The following is a 25,796-nucleotide window of genomic DNA, read 5'->3' on the forward strand; positions in this document are numbered from 1 at the left end:
GCCCGGCCACGGACTCAACATCGAGCAGCTCACGCTGCGGATCAGACCGTCCCTGCACCCGGACATCGTCCCAGCGGCCCGAGATCAACTCGCGGTCCGACACCCGAGCTTTTCAGCAGTCTCCTAGTGCCCGCGGAAGGCCTCCTGCAGCCACCAGGACCCGCCGTCGGAGGCGATCTTGGCGTCGACCAACAGGGCCCGGCTCCGCGGGCCGGCCAGCCAGTCCTCGACGCCCTTGAGGTCGCCCGGGGTCCGGACGGTCACCGCGTCGAGGCCGTAGCCCCGCCCGATCGCGGCGATGTCGGTCTCGGGGAACCGGACGGTGGCGTGGTCGGCCCCGGTGAAGTGGTGCACCTCGGCCCCGTAGGCCCGGTCGTCGTAGACCACGACGACCATCGGGATCCCGAGCCGGGACACCGTGTCGAGCTCGGCGGCGCCCATCAGGGCCCCGCCGTCGCCCAGCGCCGCGACGGCCAGCCGGTCCGGCCGGGCCAGCGCCGCGCCGACCGCCGTGGCCAGGCCGAGGCCGACCGACTGGTAGCCCTGCGTGAAGCAGAACCCGAACTCGTCGGGAACCTGCAGGTAGGCGGCCGGGTAGCCCATGAAGTTGCCGGAGTCGACCGCGACGACCCGCTCGGCCGGGAGCAGGTCGTCGAGCGCGATCGTCAGCGTGCGCGGGTCGATGCCCTCGGGCCCGGTCAGGTCGGTGTACGGGACGTCCCGCAGGCGCGCGCGCCCGGCGATCGCCGCCCGGACCCCGGGGGTGCGGTAGCCCGTCCGCGGGGCCACCGCCTCGAGCAGGTCCGCGGCGGTGGCGGCGACGTCGCCCACCAGGCCGAGGTCGACGGACCGGTGGGCGCCGAGCGCGTCGACGTCGAGGTCCACCTGGACCACCCGCGCCCCGTCGCCGATCAGCCGGCCGTGCCGGGTGGTCCACATCGTCAGCGCGCACCCCCACGCGACGACGAGGTCGGCGTCGGCGATCAGCTCGGCGGTCAGCGGCGAGGCGAACCCCCCGGAGATGCCGAGCGACCACGGGTCGTCGTGGAACAGCCCGGAGGCCACCGCGGAGGTGGCCAGCAGCGCGCCGGACGCCTCGGCGAGGGCGCGCAGCTCCTCCCGGGCCGAGCGGGCCCCGCGGCCGGCGACGAAGACCGGCCGCTCCGCCCCGGCCAGCAGCTCGGCCAGGGCGGCGATCCCCTCGGCCGACGCCCGCGGCGGCGCGACCGGCGGGAGGACGGGCACCGGGGCGGGCTCGACGGGCGCGGCCTGGACGTCGAGCGGCAGGTTGAGCACCACCGTGCGGCGCTGCTCGACCGCCGTCCGGTACGCCCGGACGGTGTCGGCGAGCGCGCTCTCCGGCGAGTGCACCCGCTCGGCGATCGCGCCGACGGCCGTGACCAGCGCGTCCTGGTCGATCCGGAAGTTGGAGCGCACGGCCGACCCGGCGGTGTCGGCGGCGAGGACGATGAGCGGGGTCCGGCTCTTCGCGGCCTCCGTGACACCGGTCAGCCCGTTGGTCAGCCCGCAGCCCTGGTGGACGCTGAGCACCGCGGGGACGCCGGACATGCGGGCGAAGGCGTCGGCCATCGTCGCCGCGCCGCCCTCGTGCCGGGTCGCGGTGAAGGGCACCCCGGCCTCCCGCAGCGCGTTCGTGACGTGGAAGTTCCCGCTCCCGACGACCCCGAACGCGTGCCCGACGCCGAGGTCCGCGAGCGTCCGCCCGACCAGTTCCGAGACGAGCACCGGGCGATCAGCGCTCCACCAGCGCCAGCACCCGCGCCGGCGAGCCCGAGCCGCCGACGATCGGCAGCGGCGAGGTGAGCAGCACGGCCCCGGTCGGCGGCAGCGCGGCGAGGTTCTGCAGCTGGGTGAGCCCGTACTTGCCCGCCCCCAGCAGGAAGGAGTGGCACGGGAAGGGCGGGTCGAACGAGTGCGCGGCCCCGGCGTCCGTGCCCACGGTCTCGGTGCCGAACCCCATGATCGGGGCCTCCTCCGCCAGCCAGGTGGCGCACTCGACCGAGACGCCCGGGGTGTGCGGGCCCTTCTCGTCGGCGTTGAGGAAGGCCTCGGCGTCGGCGGAGCGCGCGTCCCAGCCGGTCCGGTAGAGCAGCCAGCCGCCCTCCGGCAGCGGGCCGTGCTCGGCCTCCCACGTCTTGACGTGGTCGATCTCCAGCAGGAAGTCCGGGTCGGCCGCCGACTCGGCCGAGAAGTCGAGCACGGCGGCGGGGGCGAGCAGCCGGGCCGCGGGCACCTGCGAGACGTCCTCGCCGTCCCGCCCGGTCACCCAGTGGACGGGGGCGTCGAAGTGGGTGCCGCTGTGCTCACCGGTGTGGATGTCGTTCCAGTACCAGGCCGGGCCGCGCTCGTCGTAGCGGCTGATCTCGGACAGGGAGAACGGGATCGTGTTCGCGAACGGCGGCGGCAGCTGCAGGATCGGCGTGCCGGAGTGCAGCGGGGCGGTGAGGTCGACGACCTCGACGCGCCGGGAGGCCAGGGCGGAGAGCAGCTCCTGCAGGACGGGCATGGTCGGAACCTACTGAGTCCCCGTGGCGCGCCGCGACGACCGGGGGGAGGATCGTCGCGGCGCGGCCGCCTCGCGGGGCGGCTCCCGCGGCACCGGGATGCGGGCTGCGGGACCGGTGCTCACCAGGGGGGTGGGTGAGCGCCCCGAGCCTAGACCAGCTCCTTGCGTAGTCACGCAGTCGGTGCGGTGTGCGCCACGTAACCCCGGTCACGCCAGCGCTCGGTGAGCACGCCGATCGCCCCGAGGGCCACCGCCGCGGCGGTCGAGGCGCGCAGCACCTCCGGCCCCAACCGAACCGGACGGGCCCCGGCGGCGGTGAGCGCGGCCAGCTCCTCGTCCGAGACCCCGCCCTCCGGCCCGACCACGAGCAGCACCTCCCCCGTCGCCGGCAGGTCGGCGGCCGACAGCACGACCTCGGCGCTCTCGTGCAGCACCAGGGCAGGGCCACCGCGCGCGACCAGGTCGGCGGTGGTGACGGGGTCGCCGACCTCGGGGATCCACGGGCGGCGGGCCTGCTTGGCGGCCTCGCGGACCGTCGAGCGCCAGCGGGCCAGCGCCTTCTCACCGCGCGGCCCCTGCTCCCAGCGCGCGACGCAGCGCGCCGCCCGCCACGGCAGGATCGCGTCGACGCCCGCCTCGGTGGCCAGTTCCGCGGCCAGCTCGCCGCGGTCGCCCTTCACCAGCGCCTGCGCGAGCACGACCCGCGGGGCCGGCGCGGGGTGGTGCACCACCTCGTCGAGCGTGAACTCCACGGAGTCCTTGGCGACGGCGACGGCATGGGCCCGGGCGACGGCACCACGCCCGTCGCCGAGCTGCACGGCCTCGCCGACCCGGATCCGCTTGACCGCGGCGGCGTGCCGGCCCTCCGGCCCGTCGAGCACGACGGTCCCGGCCGCCGGCAGCTCCCCGACCAGGAACAGCGGGGCGGTGCTCACCGACGGCCTACCGGAACGAGTCCCGCAGCCGGGCGAACAGCCCGTGCCCGTTGCGGGCGCCGACGGCCAGGTCCGGCTGCTCCTCGCCGCGGAGCTTCGCCAGCTGCCGCAGCAGCTCGGTCTGCTCCTTGTCGAGCTTGGTCGGGACCGTGACGTCGACGTGCACGATCAGGTCGCCGTGCCCGTCCACCCGGCCGGTGGAGCGCAGCCGCGGCATGCCCTTCCCGCGCAGCGTGCGCAGGGTGCCGCCCTGCGTGCCCGGCTCGACGTGCAGGTCCTCGGTGGAGCCGTCGAGCATCGGCAGCGGGAGCGTGGCGCCGAGCGCGGCCGCGGTCATCGGCAGCGGCAGCCGCACGTGCAGGTCGGCGCCGTCGCGCTGGAAGACCTCGTGCGGGATCTCCTCGACCTCGACGTACAGGTCGCCGGCCGGGCCGCCACCCGCGCCGACCTCGCCCTGGCCCGCCAGCCGCACGCGCATCCCGTCGGCCACGCCGGCCGGGATCCGGACGCCGACGCTGCGCCGCGAGCGCACCCGCCCGTCGCCCGCGCACTGCCGGCACGGCTCCGGGATGACCTCGCCGAGGCCCCGGCACGTCGGGCAGGGGCGGGAGGTGACGACCTGGCCGAGGAAGGAGCGCTGGACGCTCTGGATCTCGCCGCGGCCGCCGCAGGTGTCGCAGGTCTGCGGGGTCGTGCCCGGCGCGCAGCCGTCGCCGCCGCACTCCGAGCAGAGGACCGCGGTGTCGACGGTCAGCTCGCGCTGCACGCCGGTCGCGCACTCCTCCAGCGTGAGCTGCATGCGGATGAGCGCGTCCGCCCCGGGCTGCACCCGGCTGCGCGGACCCCGCGTGCGGCCACCCGCGGCACCGCCGAAGAACGCGTCCATGATGTCGCCGAAGCCGAAGGCGCTGAACGGGTCGCCCCCGCCCGCACCGGCCCCGCCGCGGCCGTTGTCCAGCGGGTCGCCGCCGAGGTCGACGATCCGCCGCTTCTCCGGGTCCGTGAGGACCTCGTAGGCCGTGCTGACCTCGCGGAAGCGCTCCTGCGCCCCCGGTTCCGGGTTGACGTCCGGGTGCAGCTCCCGGGCCAGCTTGCGGTAGGCCCGCTTCAGTTCGGCGGCATCCGCGCCGGGCTCCACGCCCAGGATGCCGTAGTAGTCCCGTGCCACCCTCGAAGTCCCCATGATCCTTCTGTGCTCGACAGCTCAGCTCAGCTCAGCTCGGTGAGTCCCGCGACTCCTAGCGCCCTGCCAGGATCTCACCCACGTACCGGGCGACGGCGTGCACCGCCGCCATCGTGCCCGGATAGTCCATCCGGGTCGGTCCGACGACGCCCATTCCGCCCACGACCGTGCCCGGCCCGTAGCCGATCGACACGACCGAGGCCGTGTGCAGGTCGGCCGACTCGTTCTCCTCGCCGATGCGCACCGTGACCAGGCCCGGGTCCTGCGCCGCGGCCAGCAGCTTCAGCACCACGACCTGCTCCTCGAGCGCCTCGAGGACCTGCCGCAGCGACCCCGGGAAGTCCGCGGTGTTGCGCGTGAGGTTCGCGGTGCCGCCCAGGACGAGGCGCTCCTCCGGGTGCTCCACCAGCGTCTCGATCAGCACGGTGGAGACCGTGAGCACGACGTCGCGGAGCTCGTTCGGCGCCGACTGCGGCAGCTCGGCGACCCGCGCCGACGCGTCGGCCAGCCGCCGGCCGGCCAGGGCCTGGTTGAGCAGGGCGCGCAGCCGGGAGGTGTCCTCCTCGGTGACGACCTGGCCCAGGTCGACCATCCGCTGGTCCACCCGCCCGGAGTCGGTGATCAGGACCAGCATCAGGCGCGCGGGCGTGAGCTGGACGACCTCCAGGTGGCGGACCGTGGAACGGGTCAGGGTCGGGTACTGGACGACGGCGACCTGCCGGGTCAGCTGCGCGAGCAGCCGCACGCTGCGGCGGAGCACGTCGTCGAGGTCGAGTGCGCCCTCGAGGAAGGTCTGGACGGCCTTGCGTTCGGCGGCCGACAGCGGCTTGACCTGCGCCAGCCGGTCGACGAAGAGCCGATAGCCCTTGTCGGTCGGGATGCGGCCCGCGCTGGTGTGCGGCTGGGCGATGAGCCCCTCCTCCTCCAGCGCGGCCATGTCGTTGCGGACCGTGGCACTGGAGACCCCGAGATTGTGGCGGTCCACGATCGCCTTGGACCCCACGGGCTCCTGGGTCGACACGTAATCCGCCACGATCGCCTGGAGGACCGCGAAGCGGCGTTCGTCGGCGTTCACCGCACACACCTCCCTGCTGACCCGCACACGTCACCGGACGTTCGTCCAGTCTATGCGGAACCGACCCGCCGCCGCCCGGACGCGAGGTGTGACCCGGCTCAGGATTCTGCGCCTCCCCCGCTCAACCCCTTCCCGTGGCCGCCGCCCGCCCCGACGACGGCTGGGACGCTCGTGACCATCGCCGAGACCATCGCCGAGACCATCGCCGAGACCATCGCCGAGACCATCGCCGAGACCATCGCCGACCCGGGGGTTCGCCGTGCTGCTCCGCGGCGGGCGACGTGCTCCGGCGCGGCTCGGCGCGGCACGAGACCAGCGATCCGCACGAGTCGTGCGGGTCCGGGCGCGGCTGCTGCGGCCCACGCTGACCAACCCGGTCGTCGCGGTCGTCCGGGGTGTCGTCGCTGTTCGGCGAGACGACGGCGACGGGCGCCCGGCCGGCCGGTGCCCTCGGCTGTGCCGTCCTGATCGTCGTCGGGGTGGGCGTGCTCGCCCGCTCCCCCGCGCTGCAGCGCTGCGCGAGGCCGTCGTGGGCCGCGTGTACGCGGGCTTCACCCGCGGCTGGCAGTCTGGACCGGGATGGCTGCTCGGGTGACGCGACGCTGGGTGCTGGTCGCCGCCGGCACCGCGGCGGTGGTCGGCGCGGCCGCGGTCACCCTGCCGGCGGCCGGGTCGGACGAGCCCGCCGAGGCCCTGCGCGCCGGTGTGCTGGCCGGGATCCCGGCGCACGTCGGGTACGCCGAGAGCACCGGCCGGCTCGGGCTGCCCGAGATCCCCGCGCTGGAGCAGGTCACGGCGCTGTTCACCGGCGTCACGCAGCTGCGGGCGTACGTGGCGGGCCCGGACCGCTGGCGGGTCGACGAGCTCACCCCGGCCGGCGAGCGCGACACCTACCGGCGGGACGGGCGCGAGTACCTCTGGGACTTCGGCGCGAACCAGCTGACGACGGTCGAGGGCGAGACCCCGGTCCGGCTCCCCCGTGCCGCCGACCTGGTGCCGTCCGAGTTGGCCCGCCGGCTGGTCGGGCTCACCCGGGGCGATCCGGTCACGTCCCTGGATCCGCGCCGGATCGCGGGGTACTCCGCGGCGGGGTTCCGGATCGCGCCAGCCGACCCGGACACCACGGTCGGCCGGATCGACGTCTGGTGCGACCCCGCGTCGGGCCTCCCGCTGCGCGTCGAGGTGGCCGCGCGGACCGACGACCGCCCCCTGCTGTTCACCGAGTTCCTGGAGGTCGCGCTGAACGCCCCCGACGACCGCACCCTCACCCCGGCGGTGCCGCCCGGCGCCGGGGCGGTGACCGCCGAGGCCGCCGACCTCGCCGGGGCGCTCCGCCAGCTCGACGCCGCCGAGCCGCCCGCGCGCCTCGCCGGTCGCGCGCGCGTCCCCCTCGGGTCCGGGCTGCCCGGGGTCGGCGTCTACGGCTCCGGCGTGGCCGGGTTCGTCCTGGTCCCGGCCTCACGCGGGATCGCCGACCGGGTGATCGACGGCGCCGCCGCGGCCGGCGGGACCCCGGTCGACGTCCCCGTCGGGCGGGCCGCGCGGGTCAGCACGCCGCTGCTGTCGGTCGTCGCGCGGGGCGGGATCCGGCGCGGCGGGGTGCTACTGGCCGGGACCGTCGCACCCGCGGTGCTGGAGCAGGCCGTACGCGAGCTGCCGGGGCGGCGGGCGTGATCGTCGCGACGAGCGGGCTCACCAAGCGGTTCGGTCGGGTGACGGCGGTCCGGGACGTCACGCTCGAGGTGCCCCGGGGCGTCCGGTTCGGGCTTCTGGGCCCCAACGGCTCCGGCAAGACCACGCTGGTCCGGATGTTGCTCGGGCTGGTCCACGCGACCTCCGGCTCGATCGAGGTGCTCGGCGAGCCGATGCCGCGCCGGGCGCGGGTGGTGCTGCCGCGGGTCGGCGCGCTGGTCGAGGGCCCGGCCGCGTGGGGCCACCTGTCCGGGCGGGCGAACCTGCGGCTGCTCGACGCCGCGGGGCCGGGCCGCTCACGCCACCGCCGGAAACGGGTCGACGCGGTACTGGAGCAGGTCGGGCTCGGCGGGATCGACCGGCGCCCGGTGCGGGCCTACTCGCTCGGGATGCGCCAGCGCCTCGGCATCGCCGCGGCCCTGCTGCGCGAGCCCGAGCTGCTGCTGCTCGACGAGCCCACCAACGGCCTCGACCCCCGCGGCATCCAGGAGATGCGCGCGCTGCTGACCTCGCTGAACGAGGCCGGCACCACCGTCGTGCTGTCCTCGCACCTGCTCACCGAGGTCGAGGCGCTGTGCACCCACGTGGGGGTGATGGACGCCGGGCGGCTCGCGCTCGACTCCGAGCTCGCGGCGTTGCGCACGCCGACGGGGCGGGTGCTCGTCCGCACCCCCGAGCCCGACGCCGTCGTCGGGCTGCTGGACGGGCAGGTCGTCGACCGGCGCGGCGACACGGTCACGGTGCGCGGGGTGGAGCCGGCCACGCTCAACGCCCGGCTGGTCGCCGGCGGGGTGCGGGTGACCGGCCTGAGCGAGGAACGACGGACGCTGGAGCAGGTGGTGCTGGAGCTCACCGGGAGCGGGACCGACCGGGTGGACCGGTCGCCGCACGGGCGGCGCCCGGAGGGACCGCGGTGATCGGCGTCGAGCTGCGGCTGATGCTGCGCCGGCGCCGGGTCTGGTTGTGCTGGGTGCTGCTGTGCACGCTCCCGACCCTCGTCGCGATCCTCCTCGCGACCACCCGGCTCGCCCCGCCACCCGGACGCGGCGGCGCCTTCCTGTCCGCGGTGACGAGCAACGGGCAGATCTTCCCGGCGGCGGCGCTCGCCCTCGTCATCCCGATCTTCCTGCCGATCACGGTGGCGATCGTCGCCGGCGACACGGTCGCGGGCGAGGCGTCGGCCGGAACGTTGCGCTACCTGCTGGTGCGGCCGGTCGGCCGCGTGCGGCTGCTGCTGGCGAAGCTGATCTCCGTGGCTGCGTTCGTGCTGCTCGCGGTGCTGTTCGTGACGCTGGTGTCGTACGTCGTGGGGGTTGCGGCCTTCGGCTTCGGGCCCGACGCCTCGCTCGGGGGCACGGGCGCGATCCCGTCGTTGTCGGGTGTCGAGCTCACGCCGGTCGACGTGGTGGCCCGGACCGCGACGACCGTCGGGTACCTCGCCCTGTGCATGCTCGCGCTCGGCGCCGTTGGGCTGTTCTTCTCGACGCTCACCGACTCCCCGCTCGCCGCGACCCTCGGGGTGCTGGCGTTCGTGGTGGCCAGCGCGGCGCTGCAGCCCCTCGACGCCGCCTCGGCGATCGAGCCCTACCTGCCGACCTCGCACTGGCTGGCGTGGATCGACCTCTTCCGCGACCCGATCCTCTGGACCAACGTCCGGGGAGGGGCGCTGGTGCAGCTGGGGTACGTCGTGGTCGCCTTCGGCGCCGCGTGGGCCAACTTCAGTACCAAGGACGTGACGACCTGAGGGCGCGCTCGTCACCTCCCGAACCGCGGTGGGATCGGCGGCGCGGCGGAGACCACCGCCTGCTCCCTGAACGCGGCGGCAGCGGCCGGTGAACTGGTGATCCGCCAGTCCGCCTCCTTGTCCTCGGAGAACCAGACCAGGCCGCGGATGCGCTCCTGCGCGGCCAGGGCGAACAGGGCGCGGATCCATCCCGCCTTGTCGCCGCCCTGCTCGGCACTGGCCGTCTCGGTGATCAGGACGGGCCTGTCCGAGAGGGACCGCAGGTCGGCCAGGCTCGCGCCGAACACCTCCGCGGGGGCCCGCCATCCTCCCCAGGGCAGCGCGTCCCCGCCGTTGTAGCCGTCCACCCCGATCCAGTCGACCACGTCGTCGCCCGGGTAGAGCGGCGCGTATCCCGCCGAACCCGGGGCGTGGACGTTGACGCACCACACCCAGATCACGTCGGCGCCCTGGGCCCGGAACACCGCGTGCACGTGCCGCCATGCGGCCACCACGTCGGCGGCCGTGTTGCCGCCGACGCCGACGCTCCACGGATAGTGCGGCGCGTCGGCCTCGTGCGCGAACCGCACCGCGATTCTCCCGCCCCACTGCCTGATCTGCCGGGCGAAGTCGGCGATGTACCCGTCGTGATCCCCGGCCGCGATACGGGCGGGTGCGTAGTCCGGTTGGACCAGCCCGCCGCCGGGCGCCCAGGGTTCCCACGTCAGCACCGGCAGTGCTCCGCCCGCCACCGCGGCGTCGGCGCGGGCGGCGTCGAAGGCCCGCGCGCCGGCCCAGCTCGAGTACCACTCCTCGAGAGCGGGCCGAACGCCCGCGGCCCGGGTGAACTCGGTGACCGCGCTGCGGTCCCCGGCGGCGACGCCGACGGCGAGCGGTACGGGCGCGGGGGCGGCCGCGGCGAGCAGGAACAGCCCGAGGAGACCGGCGCTCACCGCGACGAGGCCTCCGCGAAGGAACCGCACCGCGTGCCGTCCGTGCGTGCCGACCTGCCGATCACCGGTCATCTCCTTATCCTTCCCGGTCATGAACGTTCCCCGGTCCCCCCGCGCAGGAGCAGGGGTGCGCCGATGAACGCAGCCCGGTACCCCGAGCGGCACCGGCACCGTAGGCCCAAGGCGGCGAACCGCGCGTTCGTTCGGGTCCTGGTCGTCCTCACCCTGTCGTTGGGGGTGAACTACCTCGTCTGGCGCTGGCTCGAATCCGTCAACTGGTCGGTCTGGTGGATCGCGCTCCCGCTGGTGATCGCCGAGACCTACAGCCTGGTCGACGCCTTCCTGTTCGGCATCACGATGTGGCGGATGAAGGAGCGGGGCGAGCCGCCGTCGCCGTCCCCGGACGCCACCGTGGACGTGTTCATCACCACCTACAACGAGCCGATCGACATGGTGATGACCACGGCCCGGGCCGCCCGCGGCATCCGCTTCCCCCACCGCACCTGGGTGCTCGACGACGGCGCCCGGCCCGAGATGCGCGCCGCGGCCGAGGAGGCGGGCATCGGGTATCTCACCCGGGACCCCAGCTGGGAGAACATGCCCCGGCACGCCAAGGCCGGGAACCTGAACAACGCCCTCATGCAGACCGACGGCGAGTTCCTCATGATCCTCGACGCGGACCAGATCCCGGAGCCGGAGATCCTGGACCGGACCCTCGGCTGGTTCCGCGACCCCGAGGTCGCGCTGGTGCAGACGCCGCAGTTCTTCACCAACGTCACCGCCTCCGATCCGCTCGGCAGCCAGGCCCCGCTGTTCTACGGACCCATCCAGAAGGGCAAGGACGGCTGGAACGCGGCCTTCTTCTGCGGGTCCAACGCGGTGCTCCGGCGCGAGGCGCTGATGCAGCTCGGCCTGGCCGAGTACGTCAGGCAGGTGGAGCGCAGCCTCCGCCAGGTCCTCCGGACCTCGGCCTCGCTGCTGTCGACGGCACGCCGGGAGGCAGCCGGCCAGGGACCCCAGGTCCGGGTGGCCCTGGACGAGGTCTCGGAGGCGGTGCGGCAGGCGCGCCGGGAGCTGGGCGCCCCGCGCTCGTCCTTCTCCGAGGTCACCTACCGCTTCCGGCAACGCGTGGACGAGGCCTCACGCGGGGTGGTCCACGCCGACGTGGCCGCGCTGGCCCGGGATCTCGAGGAGCTCGGCGAGCTCGGGCCGGCCGGGTCCTCCGGAGGCGAGCCCGGCGGGGACGGGCAGATCGCGCCGGCGGTACTCGACGAGGAGGCGCTGGCCCGGCTGTCGACGCGGGAGATGTCGCCGCTGAACGCCCTGTCCTCGGTGCGGGCCCTGGTCGACGCCGTCGACGTCAGCCGGGCCGACGAGGCGCAGCCGATCATGCCGATGGCCACGCTGTCGGTCACCGAGGACATGGCCACCGCGATGCGCCTGCACGGCATGGGCTGGCGCAGCGTCTACCACCACGAGATCCTCGCCACGGGCCTGGCGCCGGAGGACCTCGGCACGATGCTGCACCAGCGGCTGCGCTGGGCGCAGGGCACGCTGCAGGTGATGCTCAAGGAGAACCCGCTGGTCCAGAGGGGACTGGCCTGGGGCCAACGGCTGATGTACTTCGCCACGATGTGGAGCTACCTCAGCGGGTTCTTCGCCGTCGTGTACCTCGTGGCCCCGGTGGTCTTCCTGTGCTTCGACATCCGGCCGGTGGTCAGCTACGGCCCCGACTTCCTGCTCAGGCTCATCCCGTACCTGGTGTTCAACCAGCTGTTGTTCCTGGTGATCGGTTACGGCAAGCGCACCTGGCGCGGCACCCAGTACAGCCTGGCCCTGTTCCCGCTGTGGATCCGCGCTACCTGGACGGCCTTCGCCAACGTGTGCTTCGGACGGCCGCTCGGGTTCGTCGTCACCCCCAAGACCAAGCAGGCGCGGGCCCGCCCGCCCTGGCGACTCGTGTGGCCGCAGCTCACCGCGATGGCACTGCTCGCGCTGTCCGCCGTCACCGGCACCCTGCGGTACCTGCTGGGGGTGGCGGACTTCGACCTGCTGAGCCTGGTCGTGAACCTCTTCTGGGTCCTGTTCGACCTGGTGATCCTGTCGGTGGTGATCTCGGCGGCGACCTACACCGGCCCCGAGTCCGAGGAGCAGAAAGTGGCCGAGACGCTATGAACTTCGCGACCGAGCAGATCGACACCCGGACAGCGGTGATCCGGCCGCAGGGCCGGCTGACGATGACCTCGACGGCAGCGCTGCGCAGCCTGGTCACCGAGACCGTGGAGAGCGGGCACACCCACGTGGTGGTGGATCTGGAAGCCACCGAGTTCATCGACTCGTCCGGGCTCGGCGCGCTCGTCTCCGGGCTGAAGACCTGTCGGCAGGCCGGCGGCGACCTGCGGATCGCCCGTCCGGGCGCGCAGGTGCGGACCGTCCTGGAGCTCACCAACCTCGACCGCGTGCTCCGGCCGGCGGCCACGGTACGGGGCGCCCTCGGCGGCTGAGCGGAGCCGAGGCCGAACGGCTTCGCCCCCGCCGTCACGTCCGGCGGCGGACGACGGTCCAGACGTTCCCGGCCGTGCGCCGGACGTGCTCGAGGTCCGCGACCGCGGCGGCGAGTGCGAGGCCACGGCCGCTCTCGGCCAGCTCGTCCGTGGGCAGGGCCGTCGCCGTCGGGTCGACGCCGGCCGGAGCGCCGTCGTCCTCCATGCGGGCTTCCAGGCGGTCCCCGTGCACGGCGATGTGCATGCGCACGTCGACGGGCCGCCCGTCCGGCCTGCGGGCGTGCTCCACGAGGTTGCCGACGATCTCCACCAGCGCGATCTCGAACGACATGCGGTCCCCGTCGACGACCTCGGGCGCCTCCTCCCAAAGCGCGGCGAGCGCGTCCTGCACGACGTCGAGGCACGCGGGTGTCCCCGGGTGGCGCAGGGTGCGGGTGATCACCGGCACCTCCGGACGACCACACAGGTCACGTCGTCCGGTGCGGCGGCCGCCCGGGCGCGGCCCTCCAGCGCCGCCACGAACCCCGCTGGATCGGCGGCGGCGAGCGGGGCCACCTCCGCGAACGCGCCCTCGGTCGTGGGGAAGAGATCGAGCACGCCGTCGCTGAACGCGACGACGAGGTCGCCGGGGCCGAGGGCGACGCACTCCTCGGACCAGCGGTCGTCGGGCAGCACGCCGAGCGGGAGGCCGCCGCCCGTCCCCGGCCGCAGGACGGTCCCGTCGGCGCGGACCAGCACCATCAGACCGTGCCCCGCGTCCGCCCAGCGCAGCACACCGCTGCGCGGGTTCAGCCGGGCCTGGCACAGGGTGACCAGCGTGCCCGTCCCCTCCAGGTCCGGCTCGAGAGCCGACGCGGCCTGCCGGACCGCCTCGGCCGGACCCGCCCGCCGCCCGGCGGTGCGGAGGGCGGAGCGCACCGTCGCCATCAGCAGCGCGGCCCCGATCCCCTTGCCCATGACGTCGCCGAGGGTCAGGACGACATCGGCCTCCCCGTCGTCGTCCGGCGGCAGCCGGTACCAGTCCATGAGGTCGCCCCCCACCGCGCGCGCCGGGACGCAGCACCCCACGATCTCGTAGCCGTCCACCGTCAGCGTGCCGCTGCCGGGAAGCAACGCCCGCTGCACCTCGGCGGCGCGCTCCATCTCCACCGAGCGCTGCAGCTCCGCCTCGGCCCAGGCGGCGAGCTCGTGCAGCACCTCGAGGTCGCCCGCGGTGAGCGTGCGCGGGCGGGAGTCGAACAGACACAGCGTGCCCACGCGGGTGCCGGAGGAGGTGGTGAGCGCCTCGCCGGCGTAGAACCGCACGCCCGGCTCGCCGACGACGAAGCGGTTGCGAGCGAAGCGCGGGTCGGAGCGGGCATCCTCCACCACGGTCCGCGCGGCGGGATCGCCGAGCGTGACCCGGCACATGGAGTCGTCGAGCGGCACGGGTTCGGCCTGCGGGTAGCCGCTCTCCGACTTCACCCACTGCGTGTCCTCGTCGAGCAGGGTCACGGCGGCGATCTCCACCCCGAACAGGCGGCGGGCCAGCCGGGTGATCCGGTCGAAGCGCTCCTCGCGCTCGCTCACGCCGATCCCGAGCGCCTCCAGGGCGTGGGCCCGCCCCTCGGCGACCCCTGTTCCCCCGGTGTCTCCCCCACCCCCGGCATGCTCGGCACCGACGATCCCCCCGGTCATGCCGGCCGTACCTCCCTGATCGTCCGTCCGGCGGACCCTACCGCAGCGCCGGGCCGAACGCGGGCCGGCGGAAGGAGGGAAAGGGCCGCGCCGCACCCCCGGAGAGGAGCTGCGGGCATCGCCCGGAGCTGGGCGGATGCGGCCGGGCCCGGAGCTCAGGGGGTGGGGGTGCCGCAGCCGGCGCCGGCGAGGTCGATCGGCCCGGTGGCGATCCCCCGCAGAACGAGGCCGCTCACGGTCGGGTCGGTCGGCAGGCCCGAGTGGGTCACGCGGACGCCCGGGCAGACCTGCTGCACCGGCACGTTGACCGCGCCGCGGAGGTTCGCGGTGTCGGGCGGGGTGGAGGTCTCGTCGTTCCCGGTCCACACCGAGAGCCAGGGCAGGGCGCTGCCGACCCGGGCCCGTGCGAGCTCGGCGAGCTCCGCGGACCCCGGCGCGAGCTGGCGGCAGGCGGTCGGGCAGGCGTCGGGGGCCTGCGAGGCCGCGACGGCGGCGAGCGTCGTCCCGTTCAGGGGCGAGCCCAGGGTGACGACCCGGCGGGCCTTGGCGGCACCGTCGTCGCGGGCGATCCAGAGGCCGGCGACGACCCCGCCGGCGCTGTAGCCGACGACGTCGACGGACGGGGCGCCGGCCGCGAGGGCCGCGGCGGCGGCGTCGTCGAGCACCCGGACCTGGGAGGACAGGTCACCGGTGCCGTCGCCGACGAGGGTGAGGACCCGCGCGTCGCGGCCCGTGGCCTGGATCTGCGCGGCCAGCCGGAGCAGGGAGTCGCGGCTGCCGCCGTAGCCGGGGACGAGCAGCACCGGGCCGGGGCGGTCCTGGGCGGGGCGGGCCTCGGTGTCGGCGCCGGGTCGCGACGAGCTCGCCACCCGCACCCCGACGACCACCGCCACCACCAGCACCAGCACCAGCACGGTGAGGACGGCGACCAGCGCCTTCCGCCGCGGGCTCACCGCCGCACGGACGCCGGAATCGCCGCCCGCACACACCTCCGCTGCGCCGCAGCGCCGCGCGGGCCGGTGCGCGAGGTGGGGGGACGGTGTGCGAGCGACCGCGCCGGCACCCTCATGCGAGGGTGCTCTCGCTCGCGAGCAGCAGGTCCTGCACCACGCGGTCGGCGAGCAGGCGGCCGGGGCGGGTGAGGACCGCGCGGCCGCGGTCGAGGGCCGCGGGGTCAAGCAGGCCGTCGGCGGCGGCGCGGGCGGCCTCGCGGCGGGCGGGCCCGTCGAGCAGCGCGAGGTCCAGGCCCGTGGCCAGGCGCAGCCGCAGCATGACGCGCTCGGTGTGCCGGTCCTCCGCCGTCAGCACCTCGTGGTCGGCCTCCGGCGAGCCCTCCGCGACGGCCGCGGCGTAGCGGGCCGGGTGCTTGACGTTCCACCACCGCCGGCCGGCGAGGTGCGAGTGGGCGCCCGGGCCGACGCCCCACCAGTCGCCGTCGAGCCAGTAGCCGAGGTTGTGCCGGCACTCCGCCTCGGGTGTGCGGGCCCAGTTCGACACCTCGTACCAGTGCAGGCCGGCGGCGGCGAGGAGGTCGTCGACGATCTCGTAGCGCTCGGCGGCGACGTCGTCGTCCGGGGCGGGCAGCTCCCCCCGGGCGACCCGGCGCGCCAGGGCGGTGCCGTCCTCGACGATCAGCGAGTACGCCGAGACGTGGTCGACGTCCGCCGCGAGCACCGCCTCGACCGAGGCGCGGAGGTCGTCCGTGGTCTCGCCGGGTGTCGCGTAGATCAGGTCGAGGTTGACGTGCGCGATCCCGGCCGCCGCGGCCTCCCGCGCCGCCTCGACGGCCCGGCCCGGCGTGTGCCGGCGCTCCAGAACCTGCAGGACGTGCGGCGCCGCGGACTGCATGCCGAGCGAGACGCGGGTGAACCCCGCCTCGACGAGGTCGCCGAAGAACTCCGGCGACGTCGACTCCGGGTTGGACTCGGTCGTGACCTCGGCGCCCGGGGCGAGCCCGAACTCCTGGCGGATCGCGTCGAGCACGGCACCGAGGCGCGCGGCACCGATCAGCGACGGCGTGCCCCCGCCCACGAAGACCGTGTCGACGACCCGGTCGCCGACGGTTCGGCGGGCCAGGGCGAGCTCGCGGCGGACCGCGTCGAGCCAGCCGTCCGGTGAGGAGCCGGAGCCCGCGAGCTCAGAGGCGGTGTAGGTGTTGAAGTCGCAGTAGCCGCAGCGCGACGCACAGAAGGGCACGTGCACGTAGATCCCGAACGGCGTCCTGCTCACGACTCCACGGTACGGACTCGCGGAACGGTGCCGGCGCTCGCGGCGCGGTCGTTCGTCACGGCGGGGCGGCGTGATCGCCTGGAGTGGAGCGGATTCCGCGCCCGGCGCGGTGTGCCCTCCCCCTCCGGCGATCGCGCTCGGGCGGTTCGGGCGCCGAGCCCGTCCCGCGGCCCGACGCGCTCACGGTGCCCGGTGCCGGCCGCCGACGGTCTCGTCCTCGAGGTCCCACGCCCCGCTGCCCGACGGGTCGTGCGACTCGGCCAGGTTGGCCGCCGGTTCCTCCTGGGCGGCCTGCAGGTCCGCCTGCCGTTCCGCCTGCGCGGCACTCCGCTCGGCCCGGAGCTTCTCCTGGTCGGCGCGGCGCTCCGCCCGGCCGGCGCGGAGCTCGACCCGGCGCTCCGCCTCGTCGGCCGCCCGCTCCGCCCGGCGCTCCGCCTCGTCGGCGCGGCGTTCGGCGCGATCGGCGGCGAGATCGTCCTCCGGGTCGTCCGGGTCGGCGATCGCTGGATCGTCCGGGTCGGGCGCCACGCGACGGTCTCCGGGCGGGGTCACGCCCGGGTCCGTGTCGGCCGGTGGTGGAGCGGCCACGGCAGGTGGCGGCGCGAGCGCGGGACCGCCCGGAGGCCGAGCAACCGGGGCCGGGGCGACAGGAGCAGCTGGGGCGGGAACACCAGGAGCCGGGGCCGGGGCCGGGGCGACAGGAGCGGGACCAGCAGGGGCGGGAGCAGGAACGGGGCCTCCGGGAACGGGGCCTCCGGGAACGGGGCCTCCCGCACCCGCCGGTGGCGCCGCTCCCCCCGCGCCCGACCCCGAACCGCCCGAGCCGGATCCGCCCGAGCTCGCACCACCCGACGGACCGGAGGACACACCCCCGTCACCGGCGCCGGACCCCGCAGCGCCCGAGCTGCCGCCGCCCGTTCCCGCAGCACCCGAACCCGCAGCACCCGAACCCGCAGCACCCGAACCCGCAGCACCCGAACCCGCAGCATCCGAGTCCGCAGCACCCGATCCCCCGGCCCCCGACGTCCCGGAGCCCGCCGACCCGGAGCCCGCCGACCCGTCCGGCCCCGCGGATCCGCCCGGGCCCCCGGACCCGGGCGTCCCGGAGACCGACCCGGTGTCACCCCGCCCCGGTGGCGGCGTGGACGTCACGGTCGGGAGCGCGACCTCCGAGCGCCCGCCGGGGTCGCCGGTGGTGACCGCGGCCCAGGTCGCCGCGCCACCCACCCCGAGCACCCCGACGGCCGCGAGCGCGGCGAGCAGCCCGCGCCGCCCCGGTCGCGGGGGCCGGCGGTTCCCCCGCAGCAGGTCCGCCGCGGGGATGCGCCCGCGCGCCCGTCCGTGCCGCGGAGCCATGGCCCTCCTTCCGCCCGCGTCCGGGAGCCCGCCACGCGGCGTCCCGAACCCCGTGGATCATTCCGCCGCGGGCGCCCGCGCGCGACCCCGAACCGGAACCTGAGAGATCGTCTCCGCCGTTCGGCCGCCGTCGATCTTCCCCGCGGGCGCGTGCGGGTCGGGCCGATCCGGATGGGGTACCAAGGTGTCCACCGCGCGGCCGCCGCCGCGACGGCGGAAGACGGAGGTCCCACACGGCATGGAGATCGGGACGGACCCGGGCACGGGCACGGCCGCGGGCCACGGCGTGCTCGGCGAGCGCTACCGGCTCGACGAGCTGATCGGCGTGGGCGGCACCGCGCACGTCCACCGGGCGACGGACCTGCGGACCGGCCGGGCGGTCGCGGTGAAGGTGCTGCACCCCGGGATCGACGTGCGCCGGCTCGGCGTCCGCGGGCTCGACGAGGTCCCGCGCCATCCCGCCCTGGTCGAGGTCCTGGACAGCGGGATCGACGGCGCCGGTGCCGTGGACGGCGGCCGCGGCTACGTCGTCATGCAGCTCGTCGACGGCGGCTCGCTCGCCGACCTGGTCGAGCTCGGCCCCGTGTCCCACGAGCGCGTGGTCGCGATCGGCACGGTGATCGCCGACGCTCTCGCACACCTGCACGCGCTGGGGGTGGTGCACCGCGACGTCAAGCCCGCCAACGTGCTGCTCGACCGCGGCGGCCGCGCGTTCCTCGCGGACCTGGGTGTCGCCCGGCTGCTCGACGCCACCCGCGTCACCACGACCGGGCTCGCCGTCGGCACCCCCGCCTACATGGCCCCCGAGCAGGTCCGCGGGCACGAGGTCGGCCCGCCCGCCGACGTCTACGCCCTCGGCCTGGTCCTGCTGGAGGCCCTCACCGGACGGCGCGAGTACGCCGGCGCCGCGCTGGAGTCGGCGGTCGCGCGCATCCACCGGCGCCCCGACGTGCCGCCGCACCTCGCGCCCGCGCTGCGGACGTTGTTGTTCGCCATGACCGCCGACGAGGCCGAGGCCCGGCCGGGCGCCGCGGAGGTCGGCGAGCGGCTGGGCGAGATCGCCGTCCGCCCGCGCACCGCCCCGCTGTCGGTCCCGCCGGCGCCGCGGCACCGCTCGCCGGCCCGGATCACGCCGCGGCGCCGGCTGGCGACCGCCCTCGCCGGGGGTGTCGTCGCGACCGGCGGGCTCGTCGTCCTCGGCACGACCCTGCTCTCGGGCCCGGCACCGGCCACCCCGACCGCCGTCGTCCCCGCCCCCGCGCCGGCCGCCCCGCCCGGGGCGACCCTGCAGGCGGTCCCGCACCTCGCGACCGCGGCCGGGGCCGCGCTCGAGCAGGCCACGCCCGCGACGGCGCCGCCCGCGCCGACCCGCGCACCCCGCGTCGTCCTGCGCGACGACGACGGGGACGACGAGTTCGACCTGGGCGACGACCAGGACGACGAGGACGGCGGCAAGGGCGGCCGGGGCGGCAACGGGAACGAGAACGGCAACGGGAACGGGAAGGGCAACGGGAAGGGCAACGGGAACGGCCGGGGCCGGGACTGACCCCCGCCGCCTGTGAATCCCCTCCCAGCATCCGGGCGCACGGTGGCCACCGGTCCGGACAACGTGGCACCCTGTCGGACGTGACTGCGCTGACTCTGCGCCTCGTGGCACGACGCCACGTGGACCTGCACCGGGTGAACAGCGCGCTCTGTCGACGGTAGCGCCGCCCCGCGCCCTCGACCCGTCAGACCAGGCCCCGGTCCGCGCCGGACCTTCCGAACGTTCCGGCATGCCCCGCCGCCGTCACTCCCGAGCCCAGGAGCTCCCACCACCATGCCCACGGACACCCCTGCCGCGCCCGCCCAGAAGCGCAAGCGTGGCGAAGGCCAGTGGAAGCTCGGCCACCGCGAGCCGCTGAACCCGAACGAGCGCAGCAAGCGCGACGACGACGGGCTCAACGTCCGCACCCGGATCGAGACCATCTACGCCAAGCGCGGCTTCGACTCGATCGACCCCGCCGACCTGCGGGGCCGTTTCCGCTGGTGGGGCCTCTACACCCAGCGCAAGCCGGGGATCGAGGGCGGCCGCACGGCCGCCCTGGAGCCCGAGGAGCTCGACGACCGCTATTTCATGCTGCGGATCCGGTGCGACGGCGGCGCCCTCACCACCGAGCAGCTGCGGGTCCTGGGTGAGGTCAGCCAGCAGTACGCGCGCAACACCGCCGACATCACCGACCGCCAGAACATCCAGTACCACTGGATCCAGGTCGAGGACATGCCGGCGATCTGGGAGAAGGTCGAGGGCGTCGGCCTGCTGACCACGGAGGCGTGCGGCGACACCCCGCGCGTGATCCTCGGCTCGCCCGTCGCGGGGATCGCCGCCACGGACCCGGTCGACCCGGATCCCGCGATCCGCACGATCCTGGACCGCTACATCGGGTCCAAGGAGTTCTCGAACCTGCCCCGCAAGTTCAAGACGGCGATCTCGTGGCAGCAGGACACCGCGCACGAGGTCAACGACATCTCGTTCGTCGGCGTCGAGCACCCCGAGCACGGGCCCGGCTTCGACCTCTGGGTCGGCGGCGGCCTGTCCACCAACCCCAAGATCGCGCAGCGGCTGGGCGCGTGGGTCCCCCTCGACGAGATCCCGGAGGTCTGGGCCGGGGTCGTGTCGGTGTTCCGCGACTACGGCTACCGGCGGCTGCGCAACCGCGCCCGCCTCAAGTTCCTGATCTCCGACTGGGGCGCGGAGGAGTTCCGGCGCGTGCTCGAGGAGGAGTACCTGGGCCGGAAGCTGGTCGACGGGCCCGCCCCGGCGATCCCGGAGCGCCCGATCGACCACGTGGGCGTGCACAAGCAGAAGGACGGCGCCAACTACGTCGGCCTCGCCCCGGCGTCCGGCCGGGTCTCCGGGGACACCCTGGTCGCGCTGGCCAAGGCCGCCGAGTCGGCGGGGTCGCGGCGGGTCCGGCTGACCCCGCAGCAGAAGGTCGTGGTGCTCGACGTGCCCGACGCCGCCGTCGACGCCCTGGTCGCCGAGGCCGAGAGCCTGGGCCTGCAGGCGAACCCCTCGCCGTGGCGGCGCGCGACCATGGCCTGCACCGGGATCGAGTTCTGCAAGCTCGCGATCGTCGAGACCAAGGAGCGGGCGATCCGCCTGGTCACGGACCTGGAGGAGCGCCTCGCGGACATCCAGGGCGACATCGACACCCCGGTCTCGATCCACCTCAACGGCTGCCCGAACGCCTGTGCCCGCACCCAGGTCGCCGACATCGGCCTCAAGGGCATGATCGTGCGCGACGCCGAGGGCAACCAGGTCGAGGGCTTCCAGGTGCACCTGGGTGGCGGACTGGGGCTCGACGCGGGCTTCGGCCGCAAGCTGCGCGGGCTCAAGGTCACGAGCAAGGAGCTCGGCCAGTACGTCGAGCGCGTGGTGCGGAAGTACGTCGCGCAGCGCGAGCAGGGCGAGCGCTTCGCGCAGTGGGTGCTGCGGGCGGACGAGGCGGACCTCAAGTGACCTCGCGCGTCGTCCCGTACCACTGCCCCTACTGCGGCGAGGAAGATCTCTCCCCCGCCGAGCGTTCGGAGACGGTGCCCGGTGCCGCCTGGTGGTGCGCCTCCTGCCTGCGCACCTTCGTCGTGACGTTCGTCGGCATCGGGATTCCCGAAGGAGCAGACTCATGAGTGTTGCGACCGAGACCGACCTGCGTGCCCTCGCCGAGCAGGGCGCGGCGCAGCTGGGACCCGACGCCACCGCCGAGCAGGTGCTCGCCTGGGCCGCGGAGACCTTCGGCGACCGCCTGATCGTCGCGTCGAACATGCAGGACGCCGTGCTGGTCGACCTGGCCGCGAAGGCTCGGCCCGGGGTGGAGATCCTCTTCCTGGAGACCGGCTACCACTTCGCCGAGACGATCGGCACGCGGGACGCCGTCGAGCAGGTCTACGACGTGCGGATGGTCAACGCGCAGGCCGCGCAGTCCGTCGCCGAGCAGGACGTCGCCGAGGGCAAGGACCTCTGGGCGCGCGACCCGAACCGGTGTTGCGCGCTGCGGAAGGTCGCCCCGCTGCAGGACACCCTCGCGAAGTACGACGCCTGGGTCACCGGCGTCCGCCGCGTCGAGGCCCCCACGCGGGCGAACACCCCCCTGGTCACCTACGACGAGAAGTTCGGGCTGGTCAAGATCAACCCGATCGCGGCGTGGAGCGACGACCAGATGCAGGAGTACGTCGCCGGGCACGGGATCCTCGTGAACCCGCTGGTCGACGCCGGGTACCCGAGCATCGGGTGCGCCCCCTGCACCGCCAAGCCCCTCCCCGGGGCGGACCCGCGCAGCGGCCGCTGGGCGGGCACGTCGAAGATCGAATGCGGGTTGCACGTCTCATGACGACGATCGAACGCGCGACTCTGGACGCGCTCGACGCGCTCGAGTCCGAGTCCATCCACATCTTCCGCGAGGTCGCGGGCGAGTTCGACCGCCCCGTGATCCTCTTCTCCGGCGGCAAGGACTCGACGCTGCTGGTACACCTCGCGGTCAAGGCGTTCGCGCCGGCGCCGGTGCCGTTCCCGCTGCTGCACGTGGACACCGGGCACAACTTCGACGAGGTCATCGACTTCCGGGACTCGATCGTCGAGCGCCTGGGCCTGCGGCTCGAGGTCGCGAAGGTCCAGGACTACATCGACGACGGCCGCCTGGTCGAGCGCGCGGACGGCACCCGCAACCCGCTGCAGACCCAGCCCCTGCTCGACGCGATCGTCGAGCACCGGTTCGACGCCGTGTTCGGCGGCGGGCGCCGGGACGAGGAGCGGGCGCGCGCCAAGGAGCGGATCATGTCGCTCCGGGACGCGTTCGGCCGCTGGGACCCGCGCAAGCAGCGCCCCGAGCTGTGGAACCTCTACAACGGACGGCACGCCCCCGGCGAGCACGTCCGCGTGTTCCCGATCTCGAACTGGACCGAGCTCGACGTCTGGCGCTACATCCAGCGCGAGCAGATCGAGCTGCCGAGCATCTACTACGCGCACGAGCGCGAGGTGTTCCGGCGCGACGGCATGTGGCTGACCGAGGGGCCGTGGGGCGGCCCGCGCGGCGCCGAGACCCTCGAGAAGAAGTCCGTGCGCTACCGGACGGTCGGCGACGGGTCCTGCACCGGCGCCGTCGAGTCCACCGCGACCTCCCTCGACGACATCATCGCCGAGGTCACCGCCTCCCGGCTGACCGAGCGCGGCGCCACCCGCGCCGACGACCGCCTCTCCGAGGCCGCCATGGAGGACCGCAAGCGCGAGGGGTACTTCTGATCATGGCTAAGGATCTGCTGCGCTTCGCGACGGCGGGCTCGGTCGACGACGGCAAGTCCACCCTGGTCGGCCGGCTGCTCTACGACACCAAGTCCGTGCTCGCGGACCAGATCGAGGCCGTGCAGCGCGCGTCCGTCGACAAGGGACTCAGCACTCCGGACCTGTCGCTGCTGGTCGACGGCCTGCGCGCCGAGCGCGAGCAGGGCATCACGATCGACGTCGCCTACCGGTACTTCGGCACGCCGACCCGTGAGTTCGTGCTCGCGGACACCCCGGGGCACGTCCAGTACACGCGCAACACCGTCACCGGTGCCTCCACCGCGGAGCTCGCGGTGCTGCTCGTCGACGCCCGCAACGGGATCGTCGAGCAGACCCGCCGGCACGCCGCCGTGCTCGCGATGCTGCGCGTCCCGCGGCTCGTCCTCGCGATCAACAAGATCGACCTGGTCGGGTACGACGAGGAGACGCTGCGCGCGATCGAGAAGGAGTTCACCGGGCTGGCGCGCTCGCTCGGGTTCGCCGACGACGCCGTGCAGACCATCCCCGTCTCCGCGCTCGTCGGGGACAACGTGGTCGAGCGCTCCGCGCACACTCCCTGGTACGGCGGGCCGACCCTGCTCGGGCACCTCGAGACCGTCCCGGTCGTCGGGCCGGAGGTGGCGAAGCCGTTCCGCATGCCCGTGCAGTACGTGATCCGTCCGCGGGACAGTGCCGATGCGCGCTCCGCGGAGGCTTCGCGCTGGGGGGCGCTGCACGACTACCGGGGTTACGCCGGCCAGATCGCGGCGGGCGCGGTCGTGCCCGGTGACCGGGTGGTGGTCCTCCCCGAGGGCCGCGAGACGACCGTGACGCACGTCGAGACCGCCGACGGGCCGCTCGCGGAGGGCACCGCCGGCCGGTCGGTCACGATCCGGCTCGCCGACGACATCGACATCGCCCGCGGGGACCTGCTCGTCGCGGCCGAGGCCCAGCCCGTCGTGACCTCGGAGATCGACGCCACGCTGTGCTGGTTGAGCGACAAGCCGTTGCGCGCCAACGCCCGGCTGCTGCTCAAGCACGGCACCCGCACCACGCAGGTGATCGTGGGCGCGCCCGAGTCGAAGATCGACACGGACACGCTGACCGACATCGAGGCCGAGGGGACGCTGGGGCTCAACGACATCGGCCGCGCCACCCTGCGGACGGCGGACCCGCTGCCCGTCGACGAGTACGCCGACATCCGCGCCACCGGCAGCTTCCTGCTGATCGACCCGCCGTCGGGCAACACGCTCGCCGCCGGCCTCGTCGGCACCCCGCTGGCGCTGAGCCCCGCCGAGTGACCACGAGCCGCACCCCCCTTCCCGCGAGTCGCGAGCTCCGGCAGCGCGAGTCGCGAGCTCCGGCACCGCGAGTCGCGACTTCCCGCACCGCGAGTCGCGAGCTCCGGCACCGCGAGTCGCGACTTCCGGCACCGCGAGTCGCGAGCTCCGGCACCGCGAGTCGCGGCCGGACTCGCGGGACGGGATGCGCGGCATGATCGGAACTGATCGTCGATGACCTCTCCCACCCTCGTCGCCGTCGCGCACGGCAGCCGCGACCCACGGTCCTCGGCGACCGTCCGGGATCTCGTCGACGTCGTGCGCTCGCGGGCGCCGGGGCTCGACGTCCTGCCCGCCTTCCTCGACTTCGACGAGCCCGGGTTCGGCGACGTGCTCGCCGACCTGGACGGCCCCGCCGTCGTGGTGCCGCTGCTGCTCGGCTCGGCGTACCACGCGCGGGTCGACATCCCCGCCGTCGTGGCGGAGTCCGGAGCACCCGACGTCCGGGTCGCCGACGTCCTCGGCCCCGACCCCGCCCTGCTCGACGTCGCCGCCGAGCGGCTCGGCGCGCTCGGGCTCGCACCCGGCGACCCCGGTCTGGGGATCGTGCTCGCCGGGACGGGCTCCTCGCACGGGGCCGCCAACGCGGTGGTCCACCGGCTGGCGGAGCGCTGGCCGCGGACCGTCGCGGCCTTCGCCACCGCCTCCCCCGGGGTGGCCGACGCGGTCGCGGAGCTGCGGGAACACGGCGCCCGACGGGTCGCGGTGGCCTCCTGGTTCCTCGCCCCCGGCCGCCTGCTCGACCGCGTGTGTGTGCAGGCCGACGGTGCGCCCGTCGCCGAGGCCCTGGGCGCGCACCCCGCGGTCGCCGACATCGTCCTGGCCCGCTACCGCACCGCGGCCGCCCTGCTCCCCGCCGCGGCCTGAGCCGCCGCGCGCTCGAGAGAACCCGCGCAGCCGGGCACGGCCCTCACTGTCCGGTCATTCCTCCTCGTTCCCGGGGACCCGGGCACACAGGGCCCGCAGACGGGGCTGAGAGGCCCGCCACGCCGGTGGACGGGAACGATCACCGCCTCGCCCCCGAGCACCCCGTATCTTCGCACGTCAGCACGGCGACCCGCCTCACCTGCGCGTTCGTCCGGACATTTGAGCCCGCTCCCGCATCACGGACGCCTGGTTGAGGCCTCCCGCCCGCGATCGCACGATGGGGTCATGCCCGCCGACGACCTGCGCCCGCTCACCCCGGGCGCCTTCGCCGTGCGGCCCCTCCGGGTCTCGGACCTGGAGCTGTTCTGGCCGTCGCGCCGCGGCCACGCCTTCGACGAGCTCTGTCGCTGACCTCGTCGTCGCCTTCCCTGCTCGACCG

24 protein-coding genes are annotated in these 25,796 nt (G+C 75.0%); 13 read left to right on the forward strand and 11 right to left on the reverse strand.

Translation table 11 applies throughout. From position 1 onward, the window contains the following. Positions 1 to 123: 123 nt before the first annotated feature. From LWC35_RS29645 to hrcA, 5 genes are all read right to left on the reverse strand, one after another. Complete coding sequence (locus LWC35_RS29645) at positions 124 to 1,746, reverse strand: thiamine pyrophosphate-binding protein (RefSeq protein ID WP_232873578.1); 1,623 nt, start codon at positions 1,744 to 1,746, stop codon at positions 124 to 126. 7 nt (positions 1,747 to 1,753) lie between these two features. Continuing rightward, positions 1,754 to 2,527, reverse strand: coding sequence for a cyclase family protein (locus LWC35_RS29650; RefSeq protein ID WP_232873579.1), 774 nt, complete (start codon positions 2,525 to 2,527; stop codon positions 1,754 to 1,756). A 170-nt stretch (positions 2,528 to 2,697) separates the two neighbouring features. Further along, positions 2,698 to 3,462, reverse strand: a complete 765-nt coding sequence (locus tag LWC35_RS29655) for a 16S rRNA (uracil(1498)-N(3))-methyltransferase (RefSeq protein WP_232873580.1) — start codon at positions 3,460 to 3,462, stop codon at positions 2,698 to 2,700. Positions 3,463 to 3,469: 7 nt separating this feature from the next. Beyond that, complete coding sequence (dnaJ, locus tag LWC35_RS29660; RefSeq protein ID WP_232873624.1) at positions 3,470 to 4,630, reverse strand: molecular chaperone DnaJ; 1,161 nt, start codon at positions 4,628 to 4,630, stop codon at positions 3,470 to 3,472. A 70-nt stretch (positions 4,631 to 4,700) separates the two neighbouring features. Next, the gene (hrcA, locus tag LWC35_RS29665; protein WP_232873581.1) at positions 4,701 to 5,720 is read right to left on the reverse strand and encodes a heat-inducible transcriptional repressor HrcA; all 1,020 of its coding nucleotides are present in this window, start codon (positions 5,718 to 5,720) and stop codon (positions 4,701 to 4,703) included. A gap of 579 nt (positions 5,721 to 6,299) precedes the next feature. Between hrcA and LWC35_RS29670 the strand changes: the two genes are divergently transcribed. Genes LWC35_RS29670 through LWC35_RS29680 form a run of 3 tightly spaced genes read left to right on the forward strand, consistent with a single transcriptional unit; the run spans position 6,300 to position 9,156 of the window. Beyond that, positions 6,300 to 7,394 carry a hypothetical protein gene (locus tag LWC35_RS29670; RefSeq protein WP_232873582.1) on the forward strand — a complete coding sequence of 365 codons (1,095 nt, stop codon included), beginning with the start codon at positions 6,300 to 6,302 and terminating at the stop codon, positions 7,392 to 7,394. Next, positions 7,394 to 8,329, forward strand: a complete 936-nt coding sequence (locus LWC35_RS29675; RefSeq protein WP_443690211.1) for an ABC transporter ATP-binding protein — start codon at positions 7,394 to 7,396, stop codon at positions 8,327 to 8,329. The genes LWC35_RS29670 and LWC35_RS29675 overlap by 1 nt, the downstream gene beginning before the upstream one ends. Further along, positions 8,326 to 9,156, forward strand: coding sequence for an ABC transporter permease (locus LWC35_RS29680; protein WP_232873584.1), 831 nt, complete (start codon positions 8,326 to 8,328; stop codon positions 9,154 to 9,156). The genes LWC35_RS29675 and LWC35_RS29680 overlap by 4 nt, the downstream gene beginning before the upstream one ends. An 11-nt stretch (positions 9,157 to 9,167) precedes the next feature. On the opposite strand, the gene LWC35_RS29685 is transcribed toward LWC35_RS29680, so the two are convergent. Beyond that, entirely contained in the window at positions 9,168 to 10,181 is a 1,014-nt protein-coding gene (locus LWC35_RS29685; protein WP_232873585.1) for a glycoside hydrolase family 26 protein, read from the reverse strand. 42 nt (positions 10,182 to 10,223) lie between these two features. Between LWC35_RS29685 and LWC35_RS29690 the strand changes: the two genes are divergently transcribed. Next, positions 10,224 to 12,263, forward strand: a complete 2,040-nt coding sequence (locus tag LWC35_RS29690) for a glycosyltransferase family 2 protein (protein WP_232873586.1) — start codon at positions 10,224 to 10,226, stop codon at positions 12,261 to 12,263. Continuing rightward, positions 12,260 to 12,592 (forward strand): STAS domain-containing protein, encoded by a 333-nt coding sequence (locus LWC35_RS29695; RefSeq protein ID WP_232873587.1) that lies wholly within the window; start codon positions 12,260 to 12,262, stop codon positions 12,590 to 12,592. Before LWC35_RS29690 ends, LWC35_RS29695 begins: the two co-directional genes overlap by 4 nt. A 34-nt stretch (positions 12,593 to 12,626) precedes the next feature. Here the strand turns inward: LWC35_RS29695 and LWC35_RS29700 are convergent, their stop codons facing one another. The 5 genes from LWC35_RS29700 to LWC35_RS29720 form a co-directional block, all read right to left on the reverse strand. After that, entirely contained in the window at positions 12,627 to 13,034 is a 408-nt protein-coding gene (locus LWC35_RS29700; protein ID WP_232873588.1) for an ATP-binding protein, read from the reverse strand. Then, the gene (locus tag LWC35_RS29705) at positions 13,031 to 14,269 is read right to left on the reverse strand and encodes a PP2C family protein-serine/threonine phosphatase (RefSeq protein WP_232873589.1); all 1,239 of its coding nucleotides are present in this window, start codon (positions 14,267 to 14,269) and stop codon (positions 13,031 to 13,033) included. The genes LWC35_RS29700 and LWC35_RS29705 overlap by 4 nt, the downstream gene beginning before the upstream one ends. Before the next feature lie 155 nt (positions 14,270 to 14,424). Further along, positions 14,425 to 15,222 (reverse strand): esterase/lipase family protein, encoded by a 798-nt coding sequence (locus LWC35_RS29710; RefSeq protein WP_232873590.1) that lies wholly within the window; start codon positions 15,220 to 15,222, stop codon positions 14,425 to 14,427. Positions 15,223 to 15,334: 112 nt separating this feature from the next. Further along, positions 15,335 to 16,498 carry a radical SAM family heme chaperone HemW gene (hemW, locus tag LWC35_RS29715; protein ID WP_232873591.1) on the reverse strand — a complete coding sequence of 388 codons (1,164 nt, stop codon included), beginning with the start codon at positions 16,496 to 16,498 and terminating at the stop codon, positions 15,335 to 15,337. 180 nt (positions 16,499 to 16,678) lie between these two features. Then, positions 16,679 to 17,050, reverse strand: coding sequence for a hypothetical protein (locus LWC35_RS29720; protein WP_232873592.1), 372 nt, complete (start codon positions 17,048 to 17,050; stop codon positions 16,679 to 16,681). Between the two features lie 1,042 nt (positions 17,051 to 18,092). Here LWC35_RS29720 and LWC35_RS29725 point away from each other — a divergent pair. The 8 genes from LWC35_RS29725 to LWC35_RS39700 all read left to right on the forward strand — a co-directional run bounded on the left by LWC35_RS29725 (position 18,093) and on the right by LWC35_RS39700 (position 25,768). Then, entirely contained in the window at positions 18,093 to 19,400 is a 1,308-nt protein-coding gene (locus LWC35_RS29725; protein ID WP_232873593.1) for a serine/threonine-protein kinase, read from the forward strand. A gap of 273 nt (positions 19,401 to 19,673) precedes the next feature. Beyond that, positions 19,674 to 21,356: a nitrite/sulfite reductase gene (locus tag LWC35_RS29730; protein WP_232873594.1), complete on the forward strand. Its 1,683-nt coding sequence runs from the start codon at positions 19,674 to 19,676 to the stop codon at positions 21,354 to 21,356. Further along, the gene (locus LWC35_RS29735) at positions 21,353 to 21,523 is read left to right on the forward strand and encodes an Insertion element protein (protein ID WP_232873595.1); all 171 of its coding nucleotides are present in this window, start codon (positions 21,353 to 21,355) and stop codon (positions 21,521 to 21,523) included. The genes LWC35_RS29730 and LWC35_RS29735 overlap by 4 nt, the downstream gene beginning before the upstream one ends. Continuing rightward, positions 21,520 to 22,224 (forward strand): phosphoadenylyl-sulfate reductase, encoded by a 705-nt coding sequence (locus LWC35_RS29740; protein WP_232873596.1) that lies wholly within the window; start codon positions 21,520 to 21,522, stop codon positions 22,222 to 22,224. The genes LWC35_RS29735 and LWC35_RS29740 overlap by 4 nt, the downstream gene beginning before the upstream one ends. Then, complete coding sequence (cysD, locus tag LWC35_RS29745; protein WP_232873597.1) at positions 22,221 to 23,132, forward strand: sulfate adenylyltransferase subunit CysD; 912 nt, start codon at positions 22,221 to 22,223, stop codon at positions 23,130 to 23,132. The genes LWC35_RS29740 and cysD overlap by 4 nt, the downstream gene beginning before the upstream one ends. Positions 23,133 to 23,134: 2 nt before the next feature. Then, positions 23,135 to 24,451, forward strand: coding sequence for a sulfate adenylyltransferase subunit 1 (locus LWC35_RS29750; protein WP_232873598.1), 1,317 nt, complete (start codon positions 23,135 to 23,137; stop codon positions 24,449 to 24,451). A gap of 213 nt (positions 24,452 to 24,664) precedes the next feature. After that, entirely contained in the window at positions 24,665 to 25,357 is a 693-nt protein-coding gene (locus tag LWC35_RS29755; protein WP_232873599.1) for a sirohydrochlorin chelatase, read from the forward strand. Positions 25,358 to 25,642: 285 nt separating this feature from the next. Continuing rightward, positions 25,643 to 25,768, forward strand: coding sequence for a hypothetical protein (locus LWC35_RS39700; RefSeq protein WP_269805042.1), 126 nt, complete (start codon positions 25,643 to 25,645; stop codon positions 25,766 to 25,768). Positions 25,769 to 25,796: the final 28 nt, after the last annotated feature.

It is taken from the genome of Pseudonocardia kujensis, from assembly GCF_021283305.1.
GTDB classification, from domain to species: Bacteria; Actinomycetota; Actinomycetes; order Mycobacteriales; family Pseudonocardiaceae; genus Pseudonocardia; species Pseudonocardia kujensis.